Below are 24,832 nucleotides of genomic sequence, written 5' to 3' on the forward strand. Positions count from 1 at the left end.
AGTTGGTAATATAATTGGCATAAGGGTTATGCCTACGGATTACATGCTGTAATCCTTTTTAAAGGGGTTTGTAATGGGTATTCAGGTCATCAGCCGGGACGGTCAGCCCGAGTACGCAGTCGTTCCCTGGGAGCAATACCAGGCCTTGCTCAAGGCTGCGGGGCAGGCACCTGCCGAGGCGGTTGTCAGTGAAGCGCAGGGGGGGGCGGCCAGTGCGCCATTACCGGCCTTCAGCGAAGTCGCCCAGATTCGCCAGGCCAAGGGCATTGCCCCTGAGCAACTGGCGCGCAATGTCGGGGTGAGCCCGGCGTATCTGGCCATGATCGAATCGGGCGAGCGCCAACCGGATGCTGCCATCCGCCGCGCCTTGGCCTGGCATCTTGGGGTGGCTGGCTGGAGCGAGCCATCATGAGCCAGGTCAGGATCAGCCGTCAGCACTGGGATAACCTGCTGGGCGAGCTTGACCTGGCCCGTCGACAACGTCACCTGCTGACGTACCGAGCGTTGATCGAGCGCTTGCAACTACCCAGCCCGGCCATGCAGACGCTGACCGCCGCGCTGGAATACCTGGCCGTGTTGGATGCCCGTGCCGAGCAGCCCTTGCGCAGTTCGCTGGTGATCAGCCAAGGCGCCAGCCGTTTGCCGCGTACTGGCTTTTTTGAGTGTGTCGAGCGGCTGGGGCGGTTTACCGGGCCGGTCGATGGTATGGAGGCCGCTTCTTGGCATGCCTCCGAGGTGGTCCGGGTGTTCGAGTACAGCTACCCCGAGTCTGCCTGATCAGGCTTCTTCACGGGTGAATCGGTCCGTTAAGAGGTCGTAACAAGCAGTGCATCCCTGTGGATCAATCCGCAGGCCCTGCCGTCCGCATCCACCACCTCCAGTACATTCAGGTGCTGATGCCGTCCAAGCAGCTCCAGCAATTGCCCGATCGTGGCATTCAAGCGCACTGTCGGTTGCTCGGCCGGCGGCAGGCTCGTCAGCGCCGGTAGTTCCCGCACCCCCAGCTCCTGCGGCCGTCCCAGCAGGTAACCCTGCACCAGGTCTACCCCCATCTCCCTCAGCACCGCCAGTTCCTCCGCCAGCTCGATGCCTTCGGCAATCACCTGCGCCTTTGACGCCCGGGCGATCTGCAAGATTGAGCCGACGAACTCGCGTTTGAGCGGGTCGCGGTGGATACCGTCGATGAAATGCCGGTCGATCTTCACGTATTCGGGGCGCAGCTCCGACCACAGGCGCAAGCTCGAATAGCCCGCCCCCAGGTCGTCGATGGCGATCGAAAAGCCCATATCGCGGTAATGGTGCAGGGCATTGGACAGCAGCTGGAAGTCGTCGGTGGGGGTGTGTTCGGTCAACTCGATCACGACCCGGCTGGGGGGCAGCCCGACCTGTTCGAGCAGTTTGAGGGTAAGGCCGGAGGGGTAGTGTGGCTCCAGCAGCGATTCGGGCGAGATGTTGAGAAACAGTTTGCCTTGCAGTTGCTGCTCACTGAAGCGTCGGCAGGCACTCTCCCGGCAGGCGGCCTCCAGCTCGGTCAGGCGGCCGGCCTGGCGGGCGATGGTAAACAGGTTCAGCGGCGCGTGCAGCGGGCTGTTGGAAGGGCCACGGGTCAGCGCTTCATGGCCGAACACCCGTTGCTCGCTCAGGCACATGATCGGCTGGAACAAGCTGTGGATACTGCGTTGAGCCAGGATGGCACTCAAGGCATCGAGCTGTTCGGCAACGGTCATGACGTAATCCTGAAAATGAAAGGGCCGGGCATCTGCATGCCCGGCCCTCGTATTTCACGACAGCGCGATGACTGTTTGATGACAGGTCACATTAATTTGCCATCATTGCCGCGTTGCCTTACTTCTTGGCCACCTTGGTGCTGGCGCTGAGGTAGTCGATCAGGATGCGACCGGTTTCCGACAGGTAGGCGTCGTCTTCCGGCTTGGTGTTTTCATCTTCGGCCGGCAGCGCGTCTTCATCCTCTTTCTTCAGCTCTTTCAGCGGCTCTTCACCCTTGGCCTTGCGGCGGACGTTTTCCAGCGCCAGTTGCTTGGCCTCGATTTCATCATGGCGTGCACGGCGTTCCTGTTCGTTGAGGCTGACGGTTTTTTCATTCATCAGCTTCTGGGTCAGGGCCAGCCGGTCGCGGATGTAGGTGAACTCGGCATCCTTGTCACTGCGTGCTTCATGCTGCGCCTTGAGCTGGGCCAGGAACGGCTTGAACGGGTCGGACGCCGGCCTGATCGCCGGGCGAATGGTGTCCCACGGCATGGCTTCGGGCAGCGCGCTCTCGCCGATTTCCTTGGTGTCGATGATCGACGGGTAGTCGATGTCCGGCAGCACGCCTTGGTGCTGGGTGCTTTGCCCAGAAACCCGGTAGAACTTGGCCAGGGTCAGCTTCAGTTCGCCATGGTTGAGTGGCTGGATGGTCTGCACGGTGCCTTTGCCGAAGGTCTGGCCACCGATGATCAGTGCGCGGTGGTAGTCCTGCATGGCGCCGGCGAAGATCTCCGAAGCCGAGGCCGACAGCCGGTTCACCAGCAGCGCCAGCGGGCCTTTGTAGAAGGCACCTGGGTTTTCGTCTTCCAGCACGTCGACGCGGCCATCGCTGTTGCGCACCAGCACGGTCGGGCCTTTCTCGATGAACAGGCTGGTCAGCTCAGTGGCTTCCTGCAACGAGCCGCCGCCGTTGTTGCGCAGGTCGATGACCACGCCGTCGACTTTTTCCTTCTGCAGTTCGGTGAGCAGTTTTTTCACGTCACGCGTGGTGCTCTTGTACTCCGGGTCACCTGCACGGTAGGCCTTGAAGTCCAGGTAGAAGGCCGGGATCTCGATGATGCCCAGCTTGTAGTCACGCCCGTCCTGCTTGAGCTTGAGCACCGACTTTTTCGCTGCCTGCTCTTCAAGCTTCACCGCTTCACGGGTGATCGAAACGATCTTGCTGGTCTGGTCGCTAGGCGCGTTGCTGGCCGGGATGATTTCCAGGCGCACCACCGAACCTTTCGGGCCGCGGATCAGCTTGACCACTTCGTCCAGGCGCCAGCCGACCACGTCGACCATTTCCTTGTTGCCCTGGGCCACGCCGATGATCTTGTCGGCCGGGGCCACTTGCTTGGTCTTGGCGGCCGGGCCTGCCGGCACCAGGCGCACAATCTTGACCTGGTCGTTGTCGCTTTGCAGCACCGCGCCGATGCCTTCGAGCGACAGGCTCATGTTGATGTCGAAGTTTTCGGCGTTGTCCGGCGACAGGTAGTTGGTGTGCGGGTCGTAGGACTGGGCGAAGGTGTTGATGTAGGCCTGGAAGATATCCTCGGCACGGGTCTGGTCCAGGCGCGCCAGCTGGTTCTTGTAGCGCTTGGTCAGGGTTTCCTGGATCTGCTTGGGTTCCTTGCCGGCGATTTTCTGGCGCAGCACTTCGTCTTTCACGCGCTTGCGCCACAGGTCGTCGAGCTCGGCCTGGTCCTTCATCCACGGTGCGTCCTTGCGGTCGATCAGCAAGGTTTCCTTGGTGGTGAAGTCGATCTTGTCCACGCCTTTGTTCAGCTCGGCCAGGGCGAAGTCCAGGCGTTGCTTGACGCGGTCGAGGTAGCGTTTGTAGATGGTGAAGCCTGGGTCCAGGTTACCGCTCTTGAGGAAATCGTCGAATTGCGTTTTCCACTTGTCGAACTCGGCGATGTCGGCAGCGGTGAAGTAGCTGCGCGCCGGGTCCAGCAGCTTGATGTAGCTGTCGTAGATGATGACCGAGCGGGCATCGTCCAGTGGGGGCTTGCTGTAGTGGTGGCGCTTGAGCAATTCCACCACGTTGAGGCTGGCGACGATCTCGTCGCGGTCCGGTTGCAGGCTGTCCCACTTGTTGGCGGCCGCCGCATTGCCGCCGAGCGTGAGGCTGCCCAGGCCGATCATGACAGCGAGGGCGGTGCTTGGGAGGAAATGCTTCATGCTGATTCGACGTGGAGGCAATTGATCACGCATAGTAGGCCGTCTTTTCCGTTGCCGGTTCCATGGAACCGGGCAAATACTGCAAAAAGCCTGGGGTGTGCGTTCCCCAGGCCCAGTCATGATTCAACTATGGAGGCACTGTGAAGGCATTGCAAGGCGTTGACGGACATGTGGAGTGGGTCGAGGCCGAACGCCCGGCCTGTGACGCGGGCCAAGTGCGCATTCGCGTGGCCGCAGCGGGGCTGAACCGCGCTGATCTGCTGCAGATGAAAGGTTTGTACCCGCCACCACCAGGGGCCAGCCCGTACATGGGCCTGGAGTGTGCCGGGGTGGTTGAAGAGGTAGGTGCGGGTGCCGATTGGCGGGTGGGCGACCGCGTTTGCGCGCTGCTGGCCAGCGGCGCGATGGCCGAGGAAGTGGTGGTCGATGCCCGTCACGTACTGCCGGTGCCCGAAGGCCTGAGCCTGCAGGAAGCAGCGGCGTTGCCGGAGGTGTATGCCACCGCCTGGCTGAACATCTTCCAGCTCGGTGCTGTGAAGGCTGGCGAGAAGGTGTTGGTGCACGCCGGTGCCAGTGGCGTTGGCTCGGCCGCCATCCAGCTGTGCAAGGCGTTTGGCAGCCCGGTGTGGGTCAGCGTCGGTTCGCAGGACCGCCTGGCTTATTGCCAAGCGCTGGGTGCCGCGGGTGGTGTGGTACGTAACGAGAACCTGGACGCGCTGGAAGGTTTTGGCCCGTTCGACGTGATTCTCGACCCGGTGGGCGCCAGCTACGGTGAGCTCAACCTGAAGCTGCTGGCCCGTGACGGGCGCTGGGTGATCATCGGCCTGATGGGCGGGCGCAAGTTCGAGCTGGACCTGGCGCAGGTGCTGGGCAAGCGCCTGGAGATTACCGGCTCCACGCTGCGTAACCGTGATGACGGCTTCAAGGCCGAACTGCTGAGTGAGTTGCAGCAGCAGGTGTGGCCGCTGTTTGCCGAAGGGCGCTTGTCGCCGCAGCTGGTCGATACCTACCCGGTGGAGTTTGCCCAGGCGGCGTATGCCGAGCTTGAGACCAATCAGGTGTCAGGAAAGCTGGTGATGGTGATCGACGCGAGCCTGGTGTAAGCAGGCCTGGCCCCTTCGCGGGTACCCCGCTCCCACAGGGATCGCACCCTTTCGTGGAAGCGGGTTCACCCGCGAAGAGGCCAGAACAGGCAATGAAGTACTTTCAGGTCCAGCTCAGGATCGGCCAGCCATTGGTCTGGGCATGTTCACGCAATACCGCATCGGGGTTCACCACATGCGGATGGTCCACCTTCAGTAACAACGGCAGGTCATTGCGTGAGTCGGAATAGAAACTCGCCCCCTCCAGATTTTCCTGCTCCTGATCCAACCACTCCAGCAGCCGGGTGATCTTGCCCTCGCGGTAGGTCAGCACCCCTCGGGTTTTGCCGGTATACACCCCATTCACCGCCTCCAGCTCGATTGCCAGGTACTCGTCCACCCCCAGCCGCGCCGCAATCGGCCCCACCAGGTGCGTCCCCGAAGCAGAAATGATCAGAATGCGATCGCCACGCTTGCGGTGTTCGGCAATGCAGCGGCAGGCGTCGCCATAGATGATCGGTTCGATCACGTCTTCCACCCACGGCTCCACCAGGTGCTCGACTTCTTCCAGGGTACGCCCGGCAATCGGCTCCAGGCTGAAGGCCATGTAGTCCTCCATCTGCAGGTGGCCCTTGCCGTAGGCTTCCATCAGTTCATGGTCGCGGCGCAGGAAATCCTTGCCGTCGACCCAGCCCAGCCGGGCCATCTGCTCGCTCCACAGCGACGCGCAGTCGCCGTGGATAAGGGTTTCGTCCAGATCGAAAATTGCCAGTGCCATTGTGTTGAGTCTCCTTAGGCCACTTCCCGCAGCGCCGTGGGGTCGATCGACAAGCTTACCCGTTTTCCGTCCGCGTGCAGGTCTGCCGGCGAGCGGTTGAGTACATCGACCACCAGCTCCACTTCGCGCACCTTTACGCGGTAGCGAATCACGTTGCCCAGCAGGCTGTGGCTACGCACTTCTGCGTCTAGTTCGCCGTTCACGCCCAGGGTGATCGACTCCGGGCGGATCGCCAGGCGGCTGGCCACCGGGCGCTGCAGCAGGCGGCTGGCGCTGTCGGCGTCGAGCAGGTTGTAGTTGCCGATGAAGCCGGCGGCAAACAGGTCCACAGGCGCTGTGTACAGAGTTTCGGCATCACCACTCTGGACGATGCGGCCCTGGTTCATCAGGAAGATGCGGTCGGACAGGGTCAGCGCCTCTTCCTGGTCGTGGGTGACGAAGATGGTGGTCAGCCCCAGCTCGCGCTGGATGGCGCGAATCTGCTCGCGCAGGTGCTTGCGGATACGCGCATCCAGTGCCGACAGCGGCTCGTCGAGCAGCAGCAGGCGCGGGCGGGTGACCAGCGAGCGGGCCAGGGCCACGCGTTGGCACTGGCCGCCAGACAACTGGTGCGGGTAGCGCCCGGCGAATGTGCCCAGCTCAACCAGCTCCAGGGCCTCGCGCACTCGCAGCTGGCTTTCGTCGGTTTTGACTTTCTGCATGCGCAGGCCAAAGGCGACGTTCTGCTCCACGGTCATGTTGGGGAACAGTGCGTAGCTTTGGAACACCATGCCGATGCCACGTTTTTGCGGGCTTAGCGGCACGATGTCGTGGCCGTCGAGGAGGATCTGCCCGCTGTCCACCGGGGTCAGCCCGGCGATGCAGCGCAGCAGGGTGGATTTGCCGCAGCCGGACGGGCCCAGCAAGGTGACGAACTCGCCGCGTTCGATGTGGCAGTCGATGTTCTCGAATACCGGGCTGCCGGCGTAGCTCTTCTGCAGTTTCTGTACGCTGACGAAGCTCATGTCAGGTCTTGTCCTTGTTCAGGCGGTTGGCGACCCAGGTCAGTATCAGCACGAAGGCGAAGTAGGAGATCACCAGTGCGCTGTTGAAGTGGCCGCTGCTGTTGCGCATGTTGTTCAGGTACACCTGCAGGGTCTCGTAGCGGGTGCCGACCAGCAGGTTGGCGAATACGAATTCGCCGAACAGGAACGAGAACGACAGCAGCAACGCCACCATCAAGCCCTTGCGTAGGTTGGGCAGCACCACCAGCAGTGCTGCCTGCCAGGTGCTGGCGCCGAGCAGCTGCGCGGCGTCCATCAGGTCGCGCAGGTTGATGGCCTGCAGGTTGTTGGTAATGGCTCGGTACATGAACGGCAGCGCGATGGTGAAGTAGCAGCCGATCAGGATCCACGGTGTGCCGACCATGGCCATCGGCCCGCTGCCGTACAGTTGCAGCAACCCCACCGACGACACCACCGGCGGTACCGCGAAGGGCAGCAGGATGAGGATGTTCATCAGTGCGTCGAGTTTGGGGAAGTGGTAGTGCACCACGAACAGCAGCGGCAATATCAGCACCACCGACAGCAACAGCGCGCCCACGCACACCAGCAGTGACTGGCCGAAGGCTGCCAGAAAGCGCGGCTCGCTCCACAATGCCGCATACCATTTCAGGGTCAGGCCACTGGGCAGCAGGCTGGCCGACCAACTGGTGGCCAGCGAGTAGAGCAGGGTGCCGGCCAATGGCAGCAGCAGGATCAGGAACAGCAGGTACACCACCACGCGATGGTACCAGCCGCCGGAAAGGGCGTCAGCGCGCATGGTAGCTCCTCTTCAGCAGCCATTGATGCACCACCGTGACCAGCGTCATCAGCCCCACCAGCACCATGGCCAGGGCGCTGGCCAGGTTCGGGTCGAGGCTGATATCGCCGGCCACCAGGCCGGCGATACGGATCGGCAGTACGTTGAAATTACCCGTGGTCAGTGCGTACACGGTGGCGTAGGCACCGAGGGCGTTGGCCAGCAGGATGACGAACGTGCCCAGCAGTGCCGGGGTCAGCACCGGCAGGCCGATGTGCCGCCAGTACTGCCAGTGGTTGGCGCCCAGCAGTGCGGCCGACTCGCGCCAGTCTTCACGCAGCGCGTCGAAGGCGGGGTACAGCAGCAATACGCCCAGCGGGATCTGGAAGTAGGTGTACACCAGGATCAGCCCGCTCTTGGAATAGATGCTGAAGTCTTCCAGCAGGCCGACCTGCTTCAGCAGCAGGGTCAGTGCGCCGTTGAAACCCAGCAGGATGATGAAGGCGAAGGCCAGCGGCACCCCGGCAAAGTTGCTGGTCATGTTGGCGAAGGCACTGACGAAGTCGCGCAGCTTCGAGTCCACCCGGCGCAGTGAATAGGCGCCGAGGGTGGCGATGACGATGCCGAACAGGCTCGACCAGAAGCTGATTTCCAGGCTGCGTTGCAATGCCTGCAGGTAAAACTTCGAGGCGAATACCTTGCTGAAGTTGTCGATGCCCCAGCCGGCGTCCGATTGCAGGCTGTTGGTCGCCACCCAGGCCAGCGGGGCGACCTGGAAGATGACGAAGAAGACGGCGAACGGCAGCAGGCAGAGCAGGGCCAGGTAGCGGCCACGGGCGCCGCCATTCACTTCAGCAACTCCCGGCAAACTGTTTTGTCGTGCGCGGCGCCCAGCAGCTCGCAGATGGTGCCGCACAGCTCGGTCTGCAGCGGTTTGGCGGCCGGGTCCAGGCTGAAGGCGTCGCCAAACACGAACAGCGGCACTTCGCGCTCCTCGGCCAGCAGGCCGTTGTGCGAGCGGTCGTTGTTCATGCCATGGTCGGCGGTAACCAATACCTGATAGCCCTCTTCGAGCCAACCTGGCAGGTAGTCGGCCAGCAAAATATCCACGCTGCGCGCAGCGTTGCGGTACTGGCTGCTGTCCAGGCCGTGACGGTGGCCGATGTCGTCAACGCTCATCGGGTGCACCAGCAGGAAGTTGGGGGCGTGACGGCGGCGCAGGTACTCACCGTCGGCCAGCAGGTGCGAGTCGGGGTAACGGTCGTCCCAGTAGAACAGCCCGTGCTGGATCGGCAGCTTGGGCGCATGGGTGTGGCGGTCGCGCTGCGGGTCGAAGGGCGAGCGGTTGTACAGTTCGCTCATCCAGTGATAGGCCGCGGCTGCGGTGCCCAGGTTGGCCTCGCGGGCGTAGTGGAACACGCTGCGCTGGTTGGACAGGCGGTTGATGTTGTTGTGCACGATGCCGCTGTCGATCGGCGGCACGCCGGTGAGGATGCATTCGTACAGCGGCCGCGACAGCGACGGCAGCTCGCATTCCACCCGGTATAGCGCGGCGCGGTCGGCCTCGACGTAAGCGTGCAGGTGGCCCATGGCGTGGTGAGCGACCTGGTAGTTGAGGCCGTCCAGCAGGACCAGGATGACGTTGTGGCTCATTCAATACTCCGCAAAGGAACCGGGGAGGGCTTCGCCCTCCATTCGCGACACAAGGCCGCTCCCACAGGGACAGCGAAAACCTCTGGGGCGACGCGGGCCCTGTAGGAGCGGCCTTGCGTCGCGATGGGCTGCGCAGCAGCCCCAGGATGGTCCTGCCTTACTCCATTTCGATGATCACTTGCTCCTGCCACATCTGCGGCAGTTTCTTCGAGGTGGCTTCCCAGGCTTCGGCGTTCTTGATCGGCTGGGCAGCACCGTACTGCTCGTTAGGCAGCAACTTGGCTTGCACATCCGCTGGCAGCTTCAGGTGCTCGGCACGGATCGGCCGCGCATGCCCCTTGGCCAGGTTGATCTGCCCGGCGTCGCTGAAGATGTACTCGCGGGTCAGCTTGGCCGCATTGGGGTGCTTGGCGTACTTGTTGATGACCGTGGTATAGCCGGAAATCACCGAACCGTCCGACGGGATCAGCACCTCAAAACGTTTGGGGTCGATCTGTTCACGGTAGCTCAGGCCGTTGAAGTCCCACACCACGCCAACTTCCACTTCGCCCTTTTCCAACGTCTGGATAGTCGGGTTGGCCAGCGACAGGCGCTTCTGCTGGGCCAGCTTGGTGAACAGCTGCAGGCCCGGCGCCACGTTGCTCTCGTCGCCCTTGTAGGCAATGGCCGCGGCCAGCACGCCGTTGGCGGCCTGGGCGGCGGTGCCGACGTCGCCGATGGCGACCTTGTACTTGCCTTTTTCCAGGTCATGCCAGGACGTCGGGCGTTCGCCTTCCTTGACCAGGTCTTTGTTGATGATGAAGGCGATGGTGCCGGTATAGGCCAGTGCCCAGTGGCCGTCCTTGTCCTTGGCCCACTCCGGCACCTGGTCCCAGGTGCTTGGCTTGTAGGGCTGGCTGACGCCCTTGGTCACTGCGATCGGGCCGAAGGCGGCACCCACGTCGCCGATGTCGGCGCTGGCGTTGTCCTTCTCGGCTTCGAACTTGGCGATCTCCTGCGCCGAACTCATGTCGGTGTCGCTGTGCTTGAGGCCGTACTTGCTGGCCAGGTCTTCCCAGGTGCCTTTCCAGTTGGCCCAGGCATCGGGCATGCCCACGCTGTTGACCGTGCCTTCCTTGCGGGCGGCATCTTCCAGGGCCTTGAGGTCCGCGGCCATGGCCGAGGTGCAGAACGCGATGGCAGAGCCGAGCAGTGACGCCATGAACAACTTTTTCATCCGTAGCTCCTTGGGTGGGTGCCTTTTACCGATCGTTGTTATGAGTGAAACCGTTGCCTGGAACCTTTGGTCTAGGTCAGCAAACCTTGAGCCAAGGTAGGCCGCTTGCGTGACAGTTTGATGTAGGGAAGGGCCCGCGCAGGTGGCCGAGGGCTCCTGGCAATACAGCGTAGACCATGGCGCAGCCCCGGTTTTGCTGGGCTGGCCCGATTCTGGCAGTGCTCTGGGCGCAACCTTGTCACAGGATGTTCATCAGCCCTGCCTAGGCTTGCACTATTCTCCAAATGCCCTGTTCTGGGGCTGGAATAGTCCAGATAGGTAACCCTTGATGCAGCCGATGCCACCGCGAGCGGTAACAGCCATCTGCCATGCCCTGCAGGAGCAGATCGAGCACGGCCTGTTGGCGCCGGGCGGCAAGCTGCCGGCCGAGCGCCGGCTCAGCGAGGTGTTCGACACCACGCGTATCACCCTGCGCGAGGCGCTAGCCCAGCTGGAGGCCCAGGGCTTGATCTACCGCGAAGAGCGCCGCGGCTGGTTTGTCGCGCCCGAGCGGTTGACCTACGACCTGATCGAGCGCAGTCACTTCCATGCCATGGTGCGCGAGCAGGGTCGGGTGGCCAGTACCGAACTGCTGTCGGCGCGGCTGCAGCCGGCTTCGGCGGCCATCTGCGCGCGCTTGCAGTTGCCGGCGTTGTCCAGCGTGGTGCTTATCTGCCGCTTGCGGCGGATTGACGGGCGGGCGGTGCTGTATGCCGAGCACTACCTCAACCCCCGGTATTTTCCGGAGATTCTCGAACAGGATCTGGCGCAGTCGCTGACGGAGATTTATGGGCGAGTGTATGGCATCGAGTATGGGCAGGTGTGCTTTGAAATTTTGCCGACGGCGTTGCCGGTGGAGGCGGCGGGGGCGTTGAAGGTGTCGGTGGGTAGCCCGGGGTTGCACATCACTCGGGTCAACAGCGACCAGTACGGGCACCTGATCGACTGTGACCTGGAGTACTGGCGGCATGATGCCATCCGCATCCGCGCCCTGGCTGGCTAGGACGCCTTAACTGGAGGAACCGGAGTCTGCGACTGTTCCTCCACCGGCCGTCACCACCTGCACCGATAGCCGCGGCGTCGCCAGATCCAGCCCCGCCTCATCCAGCTGCCGCTTGAGCGCCAGGTTGAACGCCCGCGACACTTCCCATTGCTTGATCGGTGCGGTCTTGAAGCGTGCCCGCAAGATTGCCGAACCCGACTCGAAGCTCTCCACCCCCTGCAGCTCCAGCGGCGACCAGATGTTGCGGCGCATCAGCGGGTCATTGCGCAGTTTTTGCCCCACTTCCCGAATCAGCGTGATCGCCTGGTCGATGTTCATGCTGTGCGGGATGGCCACGCGGAAGATCGCGTAGCCGAACTCCCGCGAGTAGTTCTTGATGCTCTTGATTTCGCTGAACGGGATGGTATGCACGATGCCGTCGATATCGCGCAGGCGCACGGTACGAATGGTCAGCCCCTCCACCGTGCCCAGGTGCCCGCCGACATCCACGTAGTCGTCGATGGCCAGCGAGTCTTCGATGATGATGAACAGACCGGTGATCAGGTCGGCCACCAGCGACTGCGCGCCAAAACCGATGGCCAGGCCGATGACACCGGCACCGGCCAGCAGCGGTGTGACGTTCATGCCCATGTTGGCCAGGGCGACGATCACCGCAATGATGAAGATGATCACGAACATCACGTTGCGGATCAGCGGCATCATGGTTTGCGCGCGGGCATTGGCCAGCCCCCGGCGCGAGCGCACCAGGGCATGGTGTACGGCGGTGTCGGCCAGGATCCACACCAGCCAGGCGACGATCAGCGTGCCCGCCAGGCCCAGCAGGCGCAGGCTGATGTCGTGGCCGTCGCCTTCGGCGAAGCTGATCATCGACACGCCCCACACGCGCAGGCCCAGTTCGATGAACACCAGCCAGATGAACAGGTGCACCAGCAAATAGCCGAAGTTGCGCAGGCGCTCTGTGTACACCGCCTGGCGTTTGTTGGCGCGTTTGGGGTTGGCGGCGTGGCGGCGAACCAGGCCGTTGAGCACCATGCACACCACCACCAGCACCGTGCACATCAGCGACTGGCGCAGGGCGGTGCTGGTGTCACCGGCGGAGACGAAGGTGGCGAACAGCGAAATGGCCACCAGGATCAGCGCCGGGATGAACCAGAAGCTGCCGAGGATCTCGATGGTGTCGCTGAGGGTGCGGCGGGTCAGGCGCCGCGACAGTGGCTGGTTGCGGATCAGGTGGGCGATCGGGCGGCGAAAGCGCAGGATGAACAGCCCGGTGCACAGTGCTGCAACCACGTTGGCCAGGGTGGCCAGGGCGTGGGCCAGGTGGGTACCGAGGGCCACCAGCATGCGTGGGTCGCTCATTGCCTCGCCAAAGGCGGCGAAACTGCCGATCAGCCACAGTGGGCGGAACGCCTTGTGCCGCAGGATGTGCAGGGCGCGGTGGCGGTGTGGGCCGTCCAGCAGCGAGAAGGCGATGACACAGATGGCCGAGAAGCAGGTACCGACCACCAGCGCGTAGGCCAACACCATCGCCAGCGATTTGCCCAGCGACGGTGGCAGCACGAAGCTCAGGTATACGGTGAACACCAGCGCCACCAGCCAGGGGCCGAGCTTGCGCAGGGCGAAGCGCACCAGGTCCCAGGTGCGCGGGTGCTGTGGCAGTTCTTCACTCAGGCCAAAGCGCAGGCGTACCCGGTGACCGACCCAGTTGAAGGCGTAGGCCAGCACGCTCCACACGGCAATCACTGCAGCAAAGCCGAACAGGATCGCAGGCCACTGGTGCACCGGCACCATCAGCTCGCTCAGCTCGGCCTGGGCTTGTTCGATTTCCGCGGCCCAGCGGTGGAACGGGCTGGCATCGCCGCTGAACTGTTTCTCAAAGTCATGCAGGGCGCCGCCTATCAGGCCGAGCACGCCTTGCTCGACGCTGGGTTGCGATTGCTTCGTGGCGTCGCGCAGCTTTTTCAGGTCGGCCAGCAACTTGGCCCGTTGCTGATCGTTTTCAAGGTTTTTGATCACCTCGTCCAGCGACTTGCCCAGCGGCTCGGTGGCCTCCGGTTGCGCGGGCGCACTGCCGCCCAACAGGCCGGGCAGGCCCGCCGCCTGTACCGGGGTGATGAACAGCACAAGCAGCAGGAACAGGTAACGCAGGAGGGCAGGCACAGGCAAATCTACCTCAGGTCAAACGATTGACCGAGTGTAGAGGTTTATGTCGGCAGTTTCTCGAGGATCTTCCAGCAGGTGAGGCCGAAGATCCCCAAAGTGCCGATCCACATCATGAGCACACCGATATTGCGCTCGCGCATGCTGAAGCCGATGGTCAGCAGCAGCAGGAACAGGAACACCGGCACGAACAGGGACAGGAACGGGGACATGGACAGCAATCCTTATGCAGTGGGGCCATGTAACAAGCATAGCGCTTGGCAAGCGAGGCGGGATTGACCTTGAGCAGGTGTAAGCAGGCCCGGGCCTGCTTGCACCTGCCTGCATCAAGGCAATTCGCGGCTACGGTAGAAGGCGGTCAGTACCTTCACCAGGTGCGCCAGGTCGTGGCTGCCACACAGCTCGCGAATGGAATGCATGGCAAAGGTAGGCAAACCGATATCCACCGTGCGCACGCCCAGGTGGCTGGCGGTAATCGGCCCGATGGTCGAGCCGCAGCCCATGTCGCTGCGCACCACGAAGCTTTGCACCGGTACTTCCTCGGCCATGCACAGGTGGCGGAAGAAGCCGGCGGTTTCGCTGTTGGTGGCGTAACGCTGGTTGTTGTTCACCTTGATCACTGGGCCGGCATTGAGCTTGGGCCCGTGGTTACCGTCGTGCTTGTCGGCGTAGTTGGGGTGCACACCATGGGCATTGTCGGCCGACACCATCAGCGAGCGCTGGACGGTGCGCACGTAGGCGTCGCCATCGGGCAGCAGGCGCTGCAGGGTCTGCTCCAGCATCGGGCCGTCGGCACCGCAGGCCGAGCAACTGCCGACTTCTTCGTGGTCGTTGCACACCAGCACGCAGGTTTCGTCGCTGTCAGCGGCCAAGAGGGCCTGCAGGCCGGCATAGCACGACAGCAGGTTGTCCAGGCGGGCGCCAGCGATGAAGTCGCCGTGCAGGCCAATCAGCGCGGCGTCCTGGGTGTCGTAGAAGCTCAGCTCGTAGTCCAGGACCACGTCGGCGATCAGCTCGTGCTCACGGGCCAGTTGCTCGGTGAGCAGGGCGCGGAAGTCGATACGTTCGTCACCGGCGACCTGGGCCAGGATGGGCGGCAGCTCGTTCTGTGGGTTGATCGCCCAGCCTTCATTGGCGGTGCGGTTCAGGTGAATGGCCAGGTTGGGGATGATCGCGATCGGCAGCTTGAAGTCGATCAGCTGGCTTTCGACTTTGCCGTCACGGCGATAGGTGACGCGTCCGGCCAGCGACAGGTCGCGGTCGAACCACGGCGCCAGCAAGGCACCGCCATACACTTCCACGCCCAGTTGCAGGAAGCCCTGGCGCTGCAGTTCGGGCTGTGGCTTGACCCGCAGGCACGGGCTGTCGGTGTGGGCGCCGACCATGCGGATGCCGTTCAACAGTGGGGCCTGCTTGCCCAACTTGATGGCGATGATCGAAGAGTCGTTACGGGTGACGTAATAACGGCCGCCAGGCACGGTGGCCCAACTGTCGCGTTCGTCCAGGCGCTGGTAGCCGGCAGCCTCGAGGCGCTGGGCCAGGCTGGCGGTGGCGTGGAAGGGCGTGGGGGAGGCCTTGAGGAAGTCGATAAGGCCAGTATTCAGTGCGTCGCGCATAGCTCACTCCAGACAGCAGTGGCGCGAGTTTAGCGCAGAATGTCGACAATTTGTGTCTGCCTCTTCGCGGGCAAGCCCGCGAAGAGGCCGGAACAGCCAGCCAAAAATCAGAAGGGTGCAGGGCACTCGAACTTCAACCGCTCCCCCGAGACCGGGTGGGTAAAGCTCAGCATCGACGCATGCAGGCACAACCGTTCATGGGCCGCCAGCGCTTCGGGGTTGGCATACAGCCGGTCACCCAGCAGCGGGTGGCCGATGGACAGCATGTGCACGCGCAGCTGGTGCGAACGCCCGGTAATCGGCGTCAGCTCCACACGGCAGTAGTCGCCGCAGCGCTCGACGATGCGCCAGAACGTCAGGGCATGCTTGCCCTGCTCGTGGTCCACCACATGCCGTGGCTTGGTTGGCGGGTCGTAGCGCAGCGGCAGGTCGATACTGCCGCTGTCCAGCGCGGGTTGGCCCCAGCACAGGGCGGTGTAGGCTTTTTCGGTTTCGCGGTCGTGGAACTGGCGCGACAGCTCGCGGTGGCTGTCGGCATCGCGGGCCAGCAGGATGATGCCGGAGGTTTCCCAGTCCAGACGGTGCACGATCAGTGCGTCGGGGTAGCCGTTTTCCTGCAGGCGGGTGATCAGGCAGTCCTTGTTGTCCTCGGCGCGGCCGGGCACCGACAGCAGCAGGGTCGGCTTGTTGATCACCAGGATGGCGGCGTCTTCGAAGAGGATCTGGACATTCGACAGCGGCATTGCAGTTCTCACGAAAGTAGCAGAAAACGCTGGGGCCGCTTTGCAGCCCTTTCGCGACACAAGGCCGCTCCCACAGGGGAGTGCATAACCCTTGTGGGAGCGGCCTTGTGTCGCGAAAGGCTGCAACGCAGCCCCAGCTTTTAGCCTGATCAGCGATCCGGCAGGGTGATGTTCAGCTCCAGAATCGAGCAGCTGCCCTGGTTTTCCAGCTCGATATGCACGTCATCGTTGCCGATGTTCACATACTTGCGGATCACCTCCAGCAGTTCTTTCTGCAGCGCCGGCAGGTAGTCCGGCTCGCTGCGTTGGCCGCGCTCGTGCGCCACGATGATCTGTAGACGCTCTTTCGCTACCGACGCGCTGGTCTGTTTCTGTCTGCCACGAAAGAAGTCAAAAAGGTTCATGGTTTACTTGCCTCCAAACAGTCGCGCGAAGAATCCTTGCTTCGGCACTTCGATGAACCGCAGGGGCTTTTCTTTGCCCAGCAGACGGTCGACGGTATCGCTATAGGCCTGGCCGGCATCGCTCTGGTCGTCGAGGATGACCGGGATACCCTGGTTGGAGGCCTTCAGCACTGCCTGGGACTCGGGAATCACGCCCTTGAGCTTGATCGCCAGGATTTCTTCGACGTCGGCGATGCTCAGCATTTCGCCCTTTTCCACACGCTCTGGGTGGTAGCGGGTGATCAGCAGGTGTTCCTTGATTGGCTCTTCGCCGTTCTCGGAGCGGCGCGACTTGCTCGACAGAATGCCCAGCATGCGGTCAGAGTCACGTACCGAGGACACTTCGGGGTTGGTGACCACGATGGCTTCGTCGGCGAAGTACATGGCCAGGTGCGCGCCTTTCTCGATACCGGCCGGCGAGTCGCAGATGACGTAGTCGAAGGTTTCCTTCAGCTCCATCAATACCTTTTCCACGCCTTCCTGGGTCAGCGCGTCCTTGTCACGGGTCTGGCTGGCGGCCAGCACGTACAGGTTCTCGAGGCGCTTGTCCTTGATCAGGGCTTGCTGCAGGTTGGCTTCGCCGTTGACCACGTTGACGAAGTCGTACACCACGCGGCGTTCGCAGCCCATGATCAGGTCGAGGTTACGCAGGCCCACGTCGAAGTCGACGATGACGGTCTTGTGGCCGCGCAGTGCGAGGCCGGTACCAATGGCGGCGCTGGTGGTGGTCTTGCCCACACCCCCCTTGCCGGAAGTAACCACGAGAATCTTGGCCAAGGTGTTTCACCCCTAAAATAGTCGGGACACAAGTCCCTGCAAATAACTGAAATAGCGTAAATGACGGCAACGGTAAAAAAGTTGCTCTAAAAATGCTGGCAAGTATCCGTTAAAGACGGGTGATGTTCAACACGTCACCAGACAGGCTGACTTGCACGCCGGTACCCCACAGCGGGTCGCGGCGCAGGTCTTCGCAGACTTTGTACTGGCCGGCGATTGAAACCATTTCGGCGGTCATCTGCTGGCAGAAGATCCGCGCCTTGGTATTGCCTTTGATGCCGGCCAGGGCGCGGCCACGCATGGCGCCGTACACATGGATGTTGCCATCGGCCAGAAGTTCCGCACCCGGGCTGACCGAGGCGGTAACGATCAGGTCGCCACCCTGAGCATAGATCTGCTGGCCGCCGCGTACTGGCGCAGTAATGATGCGGGTCGGGCGCACTTCGGGTTCGGGGGCCGGTGGTGGCGCCGGGGCGGGTTCGGGCTTTTTGACCACCTCGGGCTCGGGCTCCAGCGGCCGTTCGCGCGCGCCGGACGGTGGCAGCACCGGCAGGTCGATGGCGATGGCGGCGGCGATGTCCTCGATGCGGTTGGCGCGGATGGCCAGGGTACGCAGGCCATGGTGGCGGCAGATGCGCATCAAGCCGGGCAGGTCGATTGCCCCTTCGTCGGCCGGCAGCTTGTCCAGCGCCAGCACCAGCGGCGTGTTGCTGAAGAAGTTCGGTGCCTGGGCGACTTTGGCCGCCAACTGGCGGTCAAGGGCTTCAAGGTCATTGCGCGCCAGTTCCAGTACTGTAATGGCGAGCATGCTGCCCTTGAGCTGGAACACGGAGGCGGTGTCGGGTGTGTGGTTTGGGCTCATGGTCTGCATAGACGGCTTGTTGCGAAAAAAGTGCCCTGACTTATAACGAGAACACCGGTTGCCCGCAACATGCGCTGATCCGTTGTAGAATGCGCGGCCTTTGTCTTTCCGGATGCTTCAATGGAACGCCCGCGTTTTCGTCCCTATTACCTTCACCCCAAGTTCTGGGGCCTGTGGCTGGGCCTGGGCCTGCTGTGGCTGGTGGTCCAGTTGCCGTACCGGGTGCTGTTGAAAATCGGTGCGGCACTGGGTGCCGTGATGTACCGCTTCGCCGGTGAGCGTCGGCGCATCGCCGCGCGCAACCTGGAGCTGTGCTTCCCGGAACTGTCGGTCGACGAACGGCGGCATTTGCTCAAGGCCAACTTCGCCTCTACCGGCATCGCCTTCTTCGAAATGGCCATGAGCTGGTGGTGGCCCAAGGCCAGGCTCGCGCGCCTGGCCCATATCGAGGGGCTGGAGCACCTGCAGGCCGCCCAGCAGGCGGGGCAGGGCGCCATCCTCATGGCGGTGCACTTCACCACCCTGGAAATCGGCGCCGCGCTGCTGGGCCAGCAGCACACCATCGACGGCATGTACCGCGAGCATGGCAACGCGTTGTTCGATTTCATCCAGCGCAGCGGCCGTGAGCGGCATAACCTTGACTCGCTGGCAGTGGAGCGCGAAGACGTGCGTGGCATGCTCAAGCTGCTGCGTTCGGGCCGGGCGATCTGGTACGCACCCGACCAGGACTACGGCGCCAAACAGAGCATTTTCGTGCCGCTGTTCGGCATCCCCGCAGCCACGGTCACCGCCACCACCAAGTTCGCCCGGCTGGGCAAGGCGCAGGTTATTCCGTTCACCCAGAAGCGCCTGGAGGATGGCAGCGGCTATCGTCTGGTAATCCACCCGCCACTGGCGGATTTCCCAGGCGAAAGCGAAGAGGCCGACTGCCTGCGTATCAACCAGTGGGTCGAGGGTGTGTTGCGCGAGTGTCCGGAGCAGTACCTGTGGGCGCACCGCCGGTTCAAGTCACGGCCCGAGGGTGCACCACGGCTGTATGAGAAGAAAAAGCGCTGAAAAATAGCTGATCCAGGAAGGAGTTCATGGCCCCACCCCCGGTAACCGGTCTTATCCTTTCTGGCGGCGGCGCCCGCGCCGCCTATCAGGTTGGCGTCCTTGCCGGCATTGCCGAGTTGCTGCCTGCCGGCGCACATAATCCGTTCCCGGTCATTGTCGGTACCTCTGCCGGTGCCATCAACGCCGTTACCCTGGCCAGCGGCGCCACTCATTTCAACGAGGCCGTGCAACGGCTTACTGCCTTCTGGCAGAACTTTCGCAGCCATCTGGTCATCCGCAGTGACTGGCCCGGAGTCGTTCGCCAAGCCAGCCGTTTCGTTGGCCATAGCCTGCTGGGCCTGGGCGGCCAGGCGCCGGTGGCGCTGCTGGACAGCAGCCCACTGCGCAGCCTGCTGGAGGCACACTTGAACATGGATGGTATCGGCCATTCTCTGGCGGCCGAGCAGTTGCGCGCCGTGGCCGTCACCGCCTTCGGCTACGAGTCCGGCCAGGCGGTCACCTTCTACCAAGGGCGCGGCACCATCGAAGCCTGGCTGCGCCATCGCCGCATCGGCGTGCCCACGCCGTTGACCATCGACCACCTGCTGGCCAGCGCGGCCATTCCGCTGCTGTTTGCCCCGGTGCAGTTGGGCGACGAATATTACGGTGACGGTGCGGTGCGCCAGTCGGCGCCGATCAGCCCGGCCCTGCACCTGGGCGCCAGCCGGGTGCTGGTGGTCGGGGTCAGCGGCAACCCGCAGCGGCCGGCACCGCCATTGCCCACTCAGCGCGTGTTCAGTGGCCAGCAGCCGAGCCTGGCGCAGATCGGTGGGCACATGCTCAACAGCACGTTCATCGACAGCCTGGAAGACGACATCGAGTTGCTGCAGCGGCTCAACCACCTGAGCCGCTTGCTGCCAGCGCACTTGGATGCCCGGCGCCTGGGGCTGGCGCCGGTCGAGGTGCTGGTCGTGGCGCCGAGCCAGCCGCTGGACGAAATCGCTGCCCGGCACCGGCGTGAGCTGCCGGCGGCGTTGCGCTTGTTCCTGCGCGGGCCGGGGGCTACGCGGACCAGTGGAGCGGGGGTGTTGAGCTATCTGCTGTTCGAGGCGAGTTATTGCAGTGAACTGATCGAGTTGGGGCGACGGGATGCTTTGGCCAAGAAGCGGGAGTTGTGTCAGTTCCTGGGGATTTGACGTTGTCAGTTACGGCCCATTCGCGGGTTCATCGAGGCGGCGAACCGCCGCGAATGGGCCAGCACAGGTTACTCGGCTATCTGCAACTTGCGCGCTTGGGTATACACATACCGCACCTTTTCATACTCGAACGGCGAGTTCAGCTGGCCATAGCGGAACTTGGTGGTGTAGCGCTTATCCACCACCTGCAGGGCAAAAATTTCCGGGTGGTCGGTGCTGGTTTCGGGCACGTTCAGGTAGTTGATGGCCTGCTCGCCCGCATAGTCCACCACCAGCCCGGTGGTATCGCGCAGGTTCGATGGCCCCAGCACCGGCAGCATCAGGTAGGGCCCGTCTGGCACACCGTAGAAGCCCAGGGTCTGGCCAAAGTCTTCGCTCTGGCGTGGTAGGCCCATGCTGGTCGCCGGGTCCCATAGCCCGCCCACACCAATGATGGTATTGAACATCAGCCGGGCAGTGATCTCTGCCGAGCGCTTGACCTTGAGCTGCAGCACACTGTTGAACAGGTTCGGCACATCGCCCAGGTTGTTGAAGAAGTTGCTCACCCCGGTACGCACGAAGCGCGGGGTGACGTACTGGTAACCACTCACCAGCGGCAGCAGTACCCATTGGTCCAGCCGGTAGTTGAAGTGGTAGACGCGCCGGTTGATCGACTCCAGCGGGTCGTAGACGTTCAACGCTTCCAGGGTGGAGCGCTCGAACTCGCGCTGGTCCAGCCCCGGGTTGAATTTCAGTTCGCGCAGCGGGTCGAGAAAACCGTCGGCTTCGGGCGCCAGTGGTGCGGCGGTCACTTGCGGGTCGGCCTCGATCACGCTGGCCCGAGGGGCGGTTTCGGCGGCCAGGGCTTGGCCGGCGGCCAGCAGGGCAGTGGCGAAGAGGAGTTTGTTAACCACGGAAGAACTCCAGCATGGCGTCACTGTTGACGCGGTAATTGAGGTTGCCGCAGTGGCCGCCGTGGGGGTAAAGGGTCAGGCGGTCACCGAACACCTGGCGCAGGAAGCCGATGTCGCCCGGGCCGAGGATGACGTCGTCGGCGTTGTGCATCACGGCGATCTTGTCGCTGCTGCGCAGGTAGTCTTCCAGGGCATACAGGCTGACCTGGTTCACCAGTTGCAGGATGCTGTTGCCATCGGTGCGCGCACGCCACATGGGGATCACCTGCTCGGTCATGTAGCAGTCGAAGTCGCACTGCAAGGCGCGTTTGAAGAACGGCGTGAGGCTGCTGCCTTCGGTGATCGGGAACTTCGGCGGAATGATCAGGCCACGGCGGTTGATCAGGTCGGAGGTGAAGGCAATGTCGGCCGCCGAGAAACGGAACGAGGTGCCGATCAGCATGGCCATCTGCTCGTTGGACAGGTGCTGGCGCGACTGCTGGAAGTCATACAGCAGGGCGTCGTTCAGGTCGATGTAGCCCTTGTCCTGGAAGTAGCGAGTGAGTTTTTGCAGCATCAGCTCATAGAACGTGGTGCTGCGGTCGATGCCCTTGACCTGCGTTTGCACCAGTTTGTCCAGGTTGTTGATCGAGGTGTACAGGTTGACTGGCGGGTTCAGCAGCAGCACGCGCTTGAAGTTGAAGCTGCGGCGGGTTTCGTCCAGGTGGCTGACGAAGGCGGCGTCGAGCGCGCCCAGGCTGTAGCCGGTGAGGTAGAACTCGCTGATTGGCAGGCGTGGGTGCTGGGCGCGCACGGCCTGCATGACCCGGTACATGTCTTCGGCGTCTTCCTGGCTGACGCCGGGGGTGGCAAAGCGCGAGGCGGCGCTCATGAAGTCGTAGCTGGTGGGTGACGACAGCTGCACCACGTGGAAACCAGCCTGGTAGAACAGCTTCTTCAGGTACTCGTTGATGCTGCTGCTGTAGGGCGCACCGGTGCCAGCAATGATGAAAATCAGTGGTGCCTCGTGATCCTGGCGGGCCAGGCGGTACTTGAGCTTTTTCACCGCCCAGAAGTTGTCGGGCAGAGTGAACTCGCGCTCCGGGCGCAGGTTGAGGCTGTAGTCGGACTGGTTGATTTCGTCGTCGCTGGGCAGGGTCGGGCGCTGGTCCGGCGGCGTGGTGGCGATGGTGGCTTCGAACGGGTTGGTCAAGGGGTAGCCGTAGCTCGCGGCGTCGATATCCCGCGCTGAAGCGGCCACAGCCATAAGCAGGCTGCCGAGCAAGGCAGCGAGGCGCAAAGATCGAAGCATGTAATCCCCCAAAAGAACGCAAGGTCGAGCAGTGTGCAGGCTAGGACCACATCAACGCAGGCAAAGTTGCCTGGCGCGGTGGCCTTTGGTGTGCTGGTTATCTGCAACATAGCTGCAGGTTTGTGATTTTGCCTTACAACCGGGCTTAAGCGATCATGGATGAATTCGATTACCGCTATTGGAGAACTGGATGTCTCGTTCGCTGCCGGCTGCGCTGCTGGTACTGCTTCTAGGGTTGTGGCTCGCGGCCAGTTACGGCGTGCGCTATGGGCTGATGGAGGATGGCCAGTGGGTAGGGCTGTGCACGTCGCCTGCGGCGTATTGGCAGTGTGAAGTACGCGCGCTGCTGGGCTTGGGTATTCATCATCAGGTGTTGGCCTGGAGTGGGTTGGCGTTGGCGCTGCTGGCACAGGTGGTTTCCGGCCGCGCCGGCTGGTGGTTGGCGGTGGTGGCATTGGTGTTCGCGGTGCCTGCGCTGGTGTTGTACACCGCCAGCATTGCCGTGTTTGCGCTGGTGCTAGCGGGGCTGCGGCTTGTAAGAAAAGCCAAGGCGACGCGGTCTGTGTAGGAGCGGCCTTGCGTCGCGATGGGCCGCGCAGCGGCCCCGGCAATCTGTGCTGCTTCTCGAATTCTGGGGCCGCTTTGCGGCCCATCGCAACACAAGGCCGCTCCTACCGTTACCTGTGTTTTCAGGCTTTTCGAGTCATTCGCAAGCTCCGCCACAACGCTGCTGTCATCAGCACACTCACTACCGCCCAGATCAAGGCCTGCTGGTTCTCCAGCCCTTCCACGAACAGCTGCGGCGCCACCCCGGCGCCGACGATGAACGCCAGCAGCGCCACCTCCGCCCGCCGCGCCCTTACCGGCCACAGCACATACACCAGCGCCGGCAACGCCAGCGCAGCGCTGGGGAAGCTGCGGTAGCGCGGGTCGAACACCATCGCCAGCATGCTCACCGCTGCGGCAAAACCCGCCGCCAGCAACAGCCAGCCGGCCCGCGCCTGCAGCCAGGCGAATAAACGTTCGCGCCAGCCGGCCCGTTGCGCCAAGGCCAGCAGCGCATGGGCCAATACCAGCAGGTTCAGCCCGGCCAGTGCCACCGCCCACACCCACTCCCCGACAAAGCGTGCATGGGTGCGCATCAACTCGCCCCACAGCCCCAGGCAAACCGCGCCAAACGCCGCCAGCAGTGGCAGCAACACTGCCGCCTGCACAGTCGCGGGGCGCCCGGCGAGCATCAACATGACCAACATCAACACCGCACTCGCCAGCAACCACTGTGGCCAGTAATGCAGGTTGCTCACCGGCCCTTCGAGCACGCCCTTGTCCTGCCGGTCGGCATCGTAAAGCCCCCAGTAACCGCCTACAGCACCTTCGTTGGCACGCTTCCACGGCTGGTCGAAGGCTTCGATCAGGTTGTAGCGCCAGCCGTTGCTTTCGGCCATGGCCACAAAGCCGCGAATGAAGCGCGCCTCGTTGGCTCGGCTGGGCACAGCGGTCTCGCGCTGGCGGCCTTCGCTGGGCCAGCCGGTTTCGCCGATCAGGATGTCCTTGGGCGCGAAGCGCGTGCCGAACACCCGGCGCACGTCGGCAACGTGGGCCAAGGCATCGTCGATGCCGCGCGGTTCGTCCTCCCAGTAGGGCAGCAGGTGGATGGTCAGGAAGTCCACCGCCGGTGCCACCTGCGGGTGCTGCAGCCAGAAATCCCAGACATCGGCGTAGGTCACCGGCACTTTGACCTGTTGCTTCACTCGGGCGATCAGCTTGGCCAGGTGTGCACCGGTCACCTCTTTGCGCAGCAGTGTCTCGTTGCCGACGATCACCGCGCTGACCACATCCGGGTTGGCGTTGGCGGTGGCGATCAGCAGGTCGATTTCCTTGTCGGTGTCGGCCGGGTGAGCGTTGACCCAGGCGCCCAACATCACCTTCAGGCCATGCTTGCGTGCCAGCGCCGGGATTGCCTCAAGGCCGCTCATGGAATAGGTGCGGATGCACTGGAATCGCTCAGCCAGCAAAGCAAGGTCGGCGTCCATCCGTGCCGGGCGCAGCTGTAATGGCTGGTCGTAGGGTGACTGGTCTTTGTCGAACGGCGTGTACGAGGCGCACTGCAGCTTGTGCGTCGGGCTGGCCGCATCGGCCAGGTGTACCGGCTTACCCAGCCCGTACCAGAGCCCTCCAAGCCCAAGCAGGGCCAACAGGCAGGCAAGCAGGTACAACGGCAACAGCAGGCGGGCAGAACTGGGCATCGGGCGGTCCATCGTCAGGCGCAAAAGGGTAGATAGTAGCCCGGCGCCAATGCTTTGGCATGCAAGGATCGCGCAGGCCGGCGTAGGCCGATG

The 24,832-nt window shown here is 63.2% G+C and carries 25 protein-coding genes; 7 read left to right on the top strand and 18 right to left on the bottom strand.

Annotated elements, in window-relative coordinates; all coding sequences use genetic code 11:
- Positions 1 to 73 precede the first annotated feature (73 nt).
- Together APH35_RS08180 and APH35_RS08185 are read left to right on the top strand one after the other, a co-directional pair.
- On the top strand, positions 74 to 412 hold the full coding sequence (locus APH35_RS08180; protein ID WP_060514529.1) for a helix-turn-helix domain-containing protein: 339 nt from the start codon (positions 74 to 76) through the stop codon (positions 410 to 412).
- Entirely contained in the window at positions 409 to 777 is a 369-nt protein-coding gene (locus APH35_RS08185; protein ID WP_012270990.1) for a hypothetical protein, read from the top strand. The genes APH35_RS08180 and APH35_RS08185 overlap by 4 nt, the downstream gene beginning before the upstream one ends.
- 29 nt (positions 778 to 806) lie before the next feature.
- Here APH35_RS08185 and APH35_RS08190 read toward each other — a convergent pair whose 3' ends face one another.
- Both APH35_RS08190 and APH35_RS08195 read right to left on the bottom strand, forming a co-directional pair.
- Positions 807 to 1,727, bottom strand: coding sequence for an EAL domain-containing protein (locus APH35_RS08190; protein WP_060514530.1), 921 nt, complete (start codon positions 1,725 to 1,727; stop codon positions 807 to 809).
- A 118-nt stretch (positions 1,728 to 1,845) separates the two neighbouring features.
- A complete protein-coding gene (locus tag APH35_RS08195; RefSeq protein ID WP_171577290.1) occupies positions 1,846 to 3,927 on the bottom strand; it encodes a carboxy terminal-processing peptidase in 2,082 nt (693 codons plus the stop codon).
- Between the two features lie 140 nt (positions 3,928 to 4,067).
- Between APH35_RS08195 and APH35_RS08200 the strand changes: the two genes are divergently transcribed.
- Positions 4,068 to 5,030, top strand: a complete 963-nt coding sequence (locus APH35_RS08200; protein WP_060492600.1) for an NAD(P)H-quinone oxidoreductase — start codon at positions 4,068 to 4,070, stop codon at positions 5,028 to 5,030.
- Between the two features lie 103 nt (positions 5,031 to 5,133).
- Here APH35_RS08200 and APH35_RS08205 read toward each other — a convergent pair whose 3' ends face one another.
- The 6 genes from APH35_RS08205 to APH35_RS08230 all read right to left on the bottom strand — a co-directional run bounded on the left by APH35_RS08205 (position 5,134) and on the right by APH35_RS08230 (position 10,435).
- Positions 5,134 to 5,787 (bottom strand): HAD family hydrolase, encoded by a 654-nt coding sequence (locus APH35_RS08205; protein WP_060514532.1) that lies wholly within the window; start codon positions 5,785 to 5,787, stop codon positions 5,134 to 5,136.
- Between the two features lie 14 nt (positions 5,788 to 5,801).
- Positions 5,802 to 6,791 carry an ABC transporter ATP-binding protein gene (locus APH35_RS08210; protein WP_060492599.1) on the bottom strand — a complete coding sequence of 330 codons (990 nt, stop codon included), beginning with the start codon at positions 6,789 to 6,791 and terminating at the stop codon, positions 5,802 to 5,804.
- A 1-nt stretch (position 6,792) separates the two neighbouring features.
- Positions 6,793 to 7,587, bottom strand: a complete 795-nt coding sequence (locus tag APH35_RS08215; protein WP_012270996.1) for an ABC transporter permease — start codon at positions 7,585 to 7,587, stop codon at positions 6,793 to 6,795.
- Positions 7,577 to 8,416 (bottom strand): ABC transporter permease, encoded by an 840-nt coding sequence (locus tag APH35_RS08220; RefSeq protein WP_012270997.1) that lies wholly within the window; start codon positions 8,414 to 8,416, stop codon positions 7,577 to 7,579. The genes APH35_RS08215 and APH35_RS08220 overlap by 11 nt, the downstream gene beginning before the upstream one ends.
- On the bottom strand, positions 8,413 to 9,219 hold the full coding sequence (locus APH35_RS08225; protein WP_012270998.1) for an alkaline phosphatase family protein: 807 nt from the start codon (positions 9,217 to 9,219) through the stop codon (positions 8,413 to 8,415). The genes APH35_RS08220 and APH35_RS08225 overlap by 4 nt, the downstream gene beginning before the upstream one ends.
- Before the next feature lie 157 nt (positions 9,220 to 9,376).
- Positions 9,377 to 10,435: an ABC transporter substrate-binding protein gene (locus tag APH35_RS08230; protein WP_012270999.1), complete on the bottom strand. Its 1,059-nt coding sequence runs from the start codon at positions 10,433 to 10,435 to the stop codon at positions 9,377 to 9,379.
- A gap of 328 nt (positions 10,436 to 10,763) precedes the next feature.
- On the opposite strand from APH35_RS08230, the gene APH35_RS08235 reads away from it, so the two are divergent.
- Positions 10,764 to 11,477 (top strand): UTRA domain-containing protein, encoded by a 714-nt coding sequence (locus tag APH35_RS08235; protein ID WP_060514533.1) that lies wholly within the window; start codon positions 10,764 to 10,766, stop codon positions 11,475 to 11,477.
- A 6-nt stretch (positions 11,478 to 11,483) separates the two neighbouring features.
- Here the strand turns inward: APH35_RS08235 and APH35_RS08240 are convergent, their stop codons facing one another.
- The 7 genes from APH35_RS08240 to minC all read right to left on the bottom strand — a co-directional run bounded on the left by APH35_RS08240 (position 11,484) and on the right by minC (position 18,087).
- Positions 11,484 to 13,637, bottom strand: a complete 2,154-nt coding sequence (locus APH35_RS08240) for a mechanosensitive ion channel family protein (RefSeq protein ID WP_012271001.1) — start codon at positions 13,635 to 13,637, stop codon at positions 11,484 to 11,486.
- A 44-nt stretch (positions 13,638 to 13,681) separates the two neighbouring features.
- The gene (locus APH35_RS28970; RefSeq protein ID WP_012271002.1) at positions 13,682 to 13,849 is read right to left on the bottom strand and encodes a hypothetical protein; all 168 of its coding nucleotides are present in this window, start codon (positions 13,847 to 13,849) and stop codon (positions 13,682 to 13,684) included.
- Positions 13,850 to 13,963: 114 nt separating this feature from the next.
- The gene (locus APH35_RS08245) at positions 13,964 to 15,253 is read right to left on the bottom strand and encodes a M18 family aminopeptidase (RefSeq protein WP_060492598.1); all 1,290 of its coding nucleotides are present in this window, start codon (positions 15,251 to 15,253) and stop codon (positions 13,964 to 13,966) included.
- Between the two features lie 107 nt (positions 15,254 to 15,360).
- Positions 15,361 to 15,996 (bottom strand): RluA family pseudouridine synthase, encoded by a 636-nt coding sequence (locus APH35_RS08250; protein ID WP_060492597.1) that lies wholly within the window; start codon positions 15,994 to 15,996, stop codon positions 15,361 to 15,363.
- A 149-nt stretch (positions 15,997 to 16,145) separates the two neighbouring features.
- On the bottom strand, positions 16,146 to 16,400 hold the full coding sequence (gene minE, locus APH35_RS08255; RefSeq protein WP_003252572.1) for a cell division topological specificity factor MinE: 255 nt from the start codon (positions 16,398 to 16,400) through the stop codon (positions 16,146 to 16,148).
- 3 nt (positions 16,401 to 16,403) lie between these two features.
- Complete coding sequence (minD, locus tag APH35_RS08260) at positions 16,404 to 17,216, bottom strand: septum site-determining protein MinD (RefSeq protein WP_012271005.1); 813 nt, start codon at positions 17,214 to 17,216, stop codon at positions 16,404 to 16,406.
- A gap of 109 nt (positions 17,217 to 17,325) precedes the next feature.
- Positions 17,326 to 18,087: a septum site-determining protein MinC gene (gene minC / locus APH35_RS08265; RefSeq protein WP_060514534.1), complete on the bottom strand. Its 762-nt coding sequence runs from the start codon at positions 18,085 to 18,087 to the stop codon at positions 17,326 to 17,328.
- Positions 18,088 to 18,198: 111 nt separating this feature from the next.
- On the opposite strand from minC, the gene APH35_RS08270 reads away from it, so the two are divergent.
- Positions 18,199 to 19,134: a lipid A biosynthesis lauroyl acyltransferase gene (locus APH35_RS08270; protein WP_060514535.1), complete on the top strand. Its 936-nt coding sequence runs from the start codon at positions 18,199 to 18,201 to the stop codon at positions 19,132 to 19,134.
- Between the two features lie 26 nt (positions 19,135 to 19,160).
- On the top strand, positions 19,161 to 20,309 hold the full coding sequence (locus tag APH35_RS08275; RefSeq protein ID WP_012271008.1) for a patatin-like phospholipase family protein: 1,149 nt from the start codon (positions 19,161 to 19,163) through the stop codon (positions 20,307 to 20,309).
- 68 nt (positions 20,310 to 20,377) lie between these two features.
- Here APH35_RS08275 and APH35_RS08280 read toward each other — a convergent pair whose 3' ends face one another.
- Positions 20,378 to 21,202 carry an MlaA family lipoprotein gene (locus tag APH35_RS08280; protein WP_081336902.1) on the bottom strand — a complete coding sequence of 275 codons (825 nt, stop codon included), beginning with the start codon at positions 21,200 to 21,202 and terminating at the stop codon, positions 20,378 to 20,380.
- Positions 21,195 to 22,493 (bottom strand): serine protein kinase PrkA, encoded by a 1,299-nt coding sequence (locus tag APH35_RS08285; protein WP_012271010.1) that lies wholly within the window; start codon positions 22,491 to 22,493, stop codon positions 21,195 to 21,197. Before APH35_RS08285 ends, APH35_RS08280 begins: the two co-directional genes overlap by 8 nt.
- 190 nt (positions 22,494 to 22,683) lie before the next feature.
- Between APH35_RS08285 and APH35_RS08290 the strand changes: the two genes are divergently transcribed.
- Positions 22,684 to 23,061, top strand: coding sequence for a hypothetical protein (locus tag APH35_RS08290; protein WP_012271011.1), 378 nt, complete (start codon positions 22,684 to 22,686; stop codon positions 23,059 to 23,061).
- A gap of 121 nt (positions 23,062 to 23,182) precedes the next feature.
- Here the strand turns inward: APH35_RS08290 and APH35_RS08295 are convergent, their stop codons facing one another.
- Positions 23,183 to 24,751 carry a glycoside hydrolase family 17 protein gene (locus APH35_RS08295; RefSeq protein WP_012271012.1) on the bottom strand — a complete coding sequence of 523 codons (1,569 nt, stop codon included), beginning with the start codon at positions 24,749 to 24,751 and terminating at the stop codon, positions 23,183 to 23,185.
- Between the last annotated feature and the right edge of the window lie 81 nt (positions 24,752 to 24,832).

The sequence above is a fragment of the Pseudomonas sp. NBRC 111132 genome (assembly GCF_001320565.1).
Taxonomy (GTDB): domain Bacteria; phylum Pseudomonadota; class Gammaproteobacteria; order Pseudomonadales; family Pseudomonadaceae; genus Aquipseudomonas; species Aquipseudomonas putida_P.

Coding starts and splice junctions, on each gene's coding strand:
- APH35_RS08295 (WP_012271012.1), bottom strand. CDS start 24,751: ATGGACCGCCCGATGCCCAGTTCTGCCCGCCTGCTGTTGCCGTTGTAC.
- APH35_RS08230 (WP_012270999.1), bottom strand. CDS start 10,435: ATGAAAAAGTTGTTCATGGCGTCACTGCTCGGCTCTGCCATCGCGTTC.
- APH35_RS08235 (WP_060514533.1), top strand. CDS start 10,764: ATGCAGCCGATGCCACCGCGAGCGGTAACAGCCATCTGCCATGCCCTG.
- APH35_RS08270 (WP_060514535.1), top strand. CDS start 18,199: ATGGAACGCCCGCGTTTTCGTCCCTATTACCTTCACCCCAAGTTCTGG.
- APH35_RS28970 (WP_012271002.1), bottom strand. CDS start 13,849: ATGTCCCCGTTCCTGTCCCTGTTCGTGCCGGTGTTCCTGTTCCTGCTG.
- APH35_RS08245 (WP_060492598.1), bottom strand. CDS start 15,253: ATGCGCGACGCACTGAATACTGGCCTTATCGACTTCCTCAAGGCCTCC.
- APH35_RS08205 (WP_060514532.1), bottom strand. CDS start 5,787: ATGGCACTGGCAATTTTCGATCTGGACGAAACCCTTATCCACGGCGAC.
- APH35_RS08285 (WP_012271010.1), bottom strand. CDS start 22,493: ATGCTTCGATCTTTGCGCCTCGCTGCCTTGCTCGGCAGCCTGCTTATG.
- minE (WP_003252572.1), bottom strand. CDS start 16,400: ATGAACCTTTTTGACTTCTTTCGTGGCAGACAGAAACAGACCAGCGCG.
- APH35_RS08275 (WP_012271008.1), top strand. CDS start 19,161: ATGGCCCCACCCCCGGTAACCGGTCTTATCCTTTCTGGCGGCGGCGCC.
- APH35_RS08195 (WP_171577290.1), bottom strand. CDS start 3,927: ATGAAGCATTTCCTCCCAAGCACCGCCCTCGCTGTCATGATCGGCCTG.
- APH35_RS08190 (WP_060514530.1), bottom strand. CDS start 1,727: ATGACCGTTGCCGAACAGCTCGATGCCTTGAGTGCCATCCTGGCTCAA.
- APH35_RS08180 (WP_060514529.1), top strand. CDS start 74: ATGGGTATTCAGGTCATCAGCCGGGACGGTCAGCCCGAGTACGCAGTC.
- APH35_RS08210 (WP_060492599.1), bottom strand. CDS start 6,791: ATGAGCTTCGTCAGCGTACAGAAACTGCAGAAGAGCTACGCCGGCAGC.
- APH35_RS08185 (WP_012270990.1), top strand. CDS start 409: ATGAGCCAGGTCAGGATCAGCCGTCAGCACTGGGATAACCTGCTGGGC.
- APH35_RS08215 (WP_012270996.1), bottom strand. CDS start 7,587: ATGCGCGCTGACGCCCTTTCCGGCGGCTGGTACCATCGCGTGGTGGTG.
- APH35_RS08290 (WP_012271011.1), top strand. CDS start 22,684: ATGTCTCGTTCGCTGCCGGCTGCGCTGCTGGTACTGCTTCTAGGGTTG.
- APH35_RS08225 (WP_012270998.1), bottom strand. CDS start 9,219: ATGAGCCACAACGTCATCCTGGTCCTGCTGGACGGCCTCAACTACCAG.
- APH35_RS08250 (WP_060492597.1), bottom strand. CDS start 15,996: ATGCCGCTGTCGAATGTCCAGATCCTCTTCGAAGACGCCGCCATCCTG.
- minC (WP_060514534.1), bottom strand. CDS start 18,087: ATGCAGACCATGAGCCCAAACCACACACCCGACACCGCCTCCGTGTTC.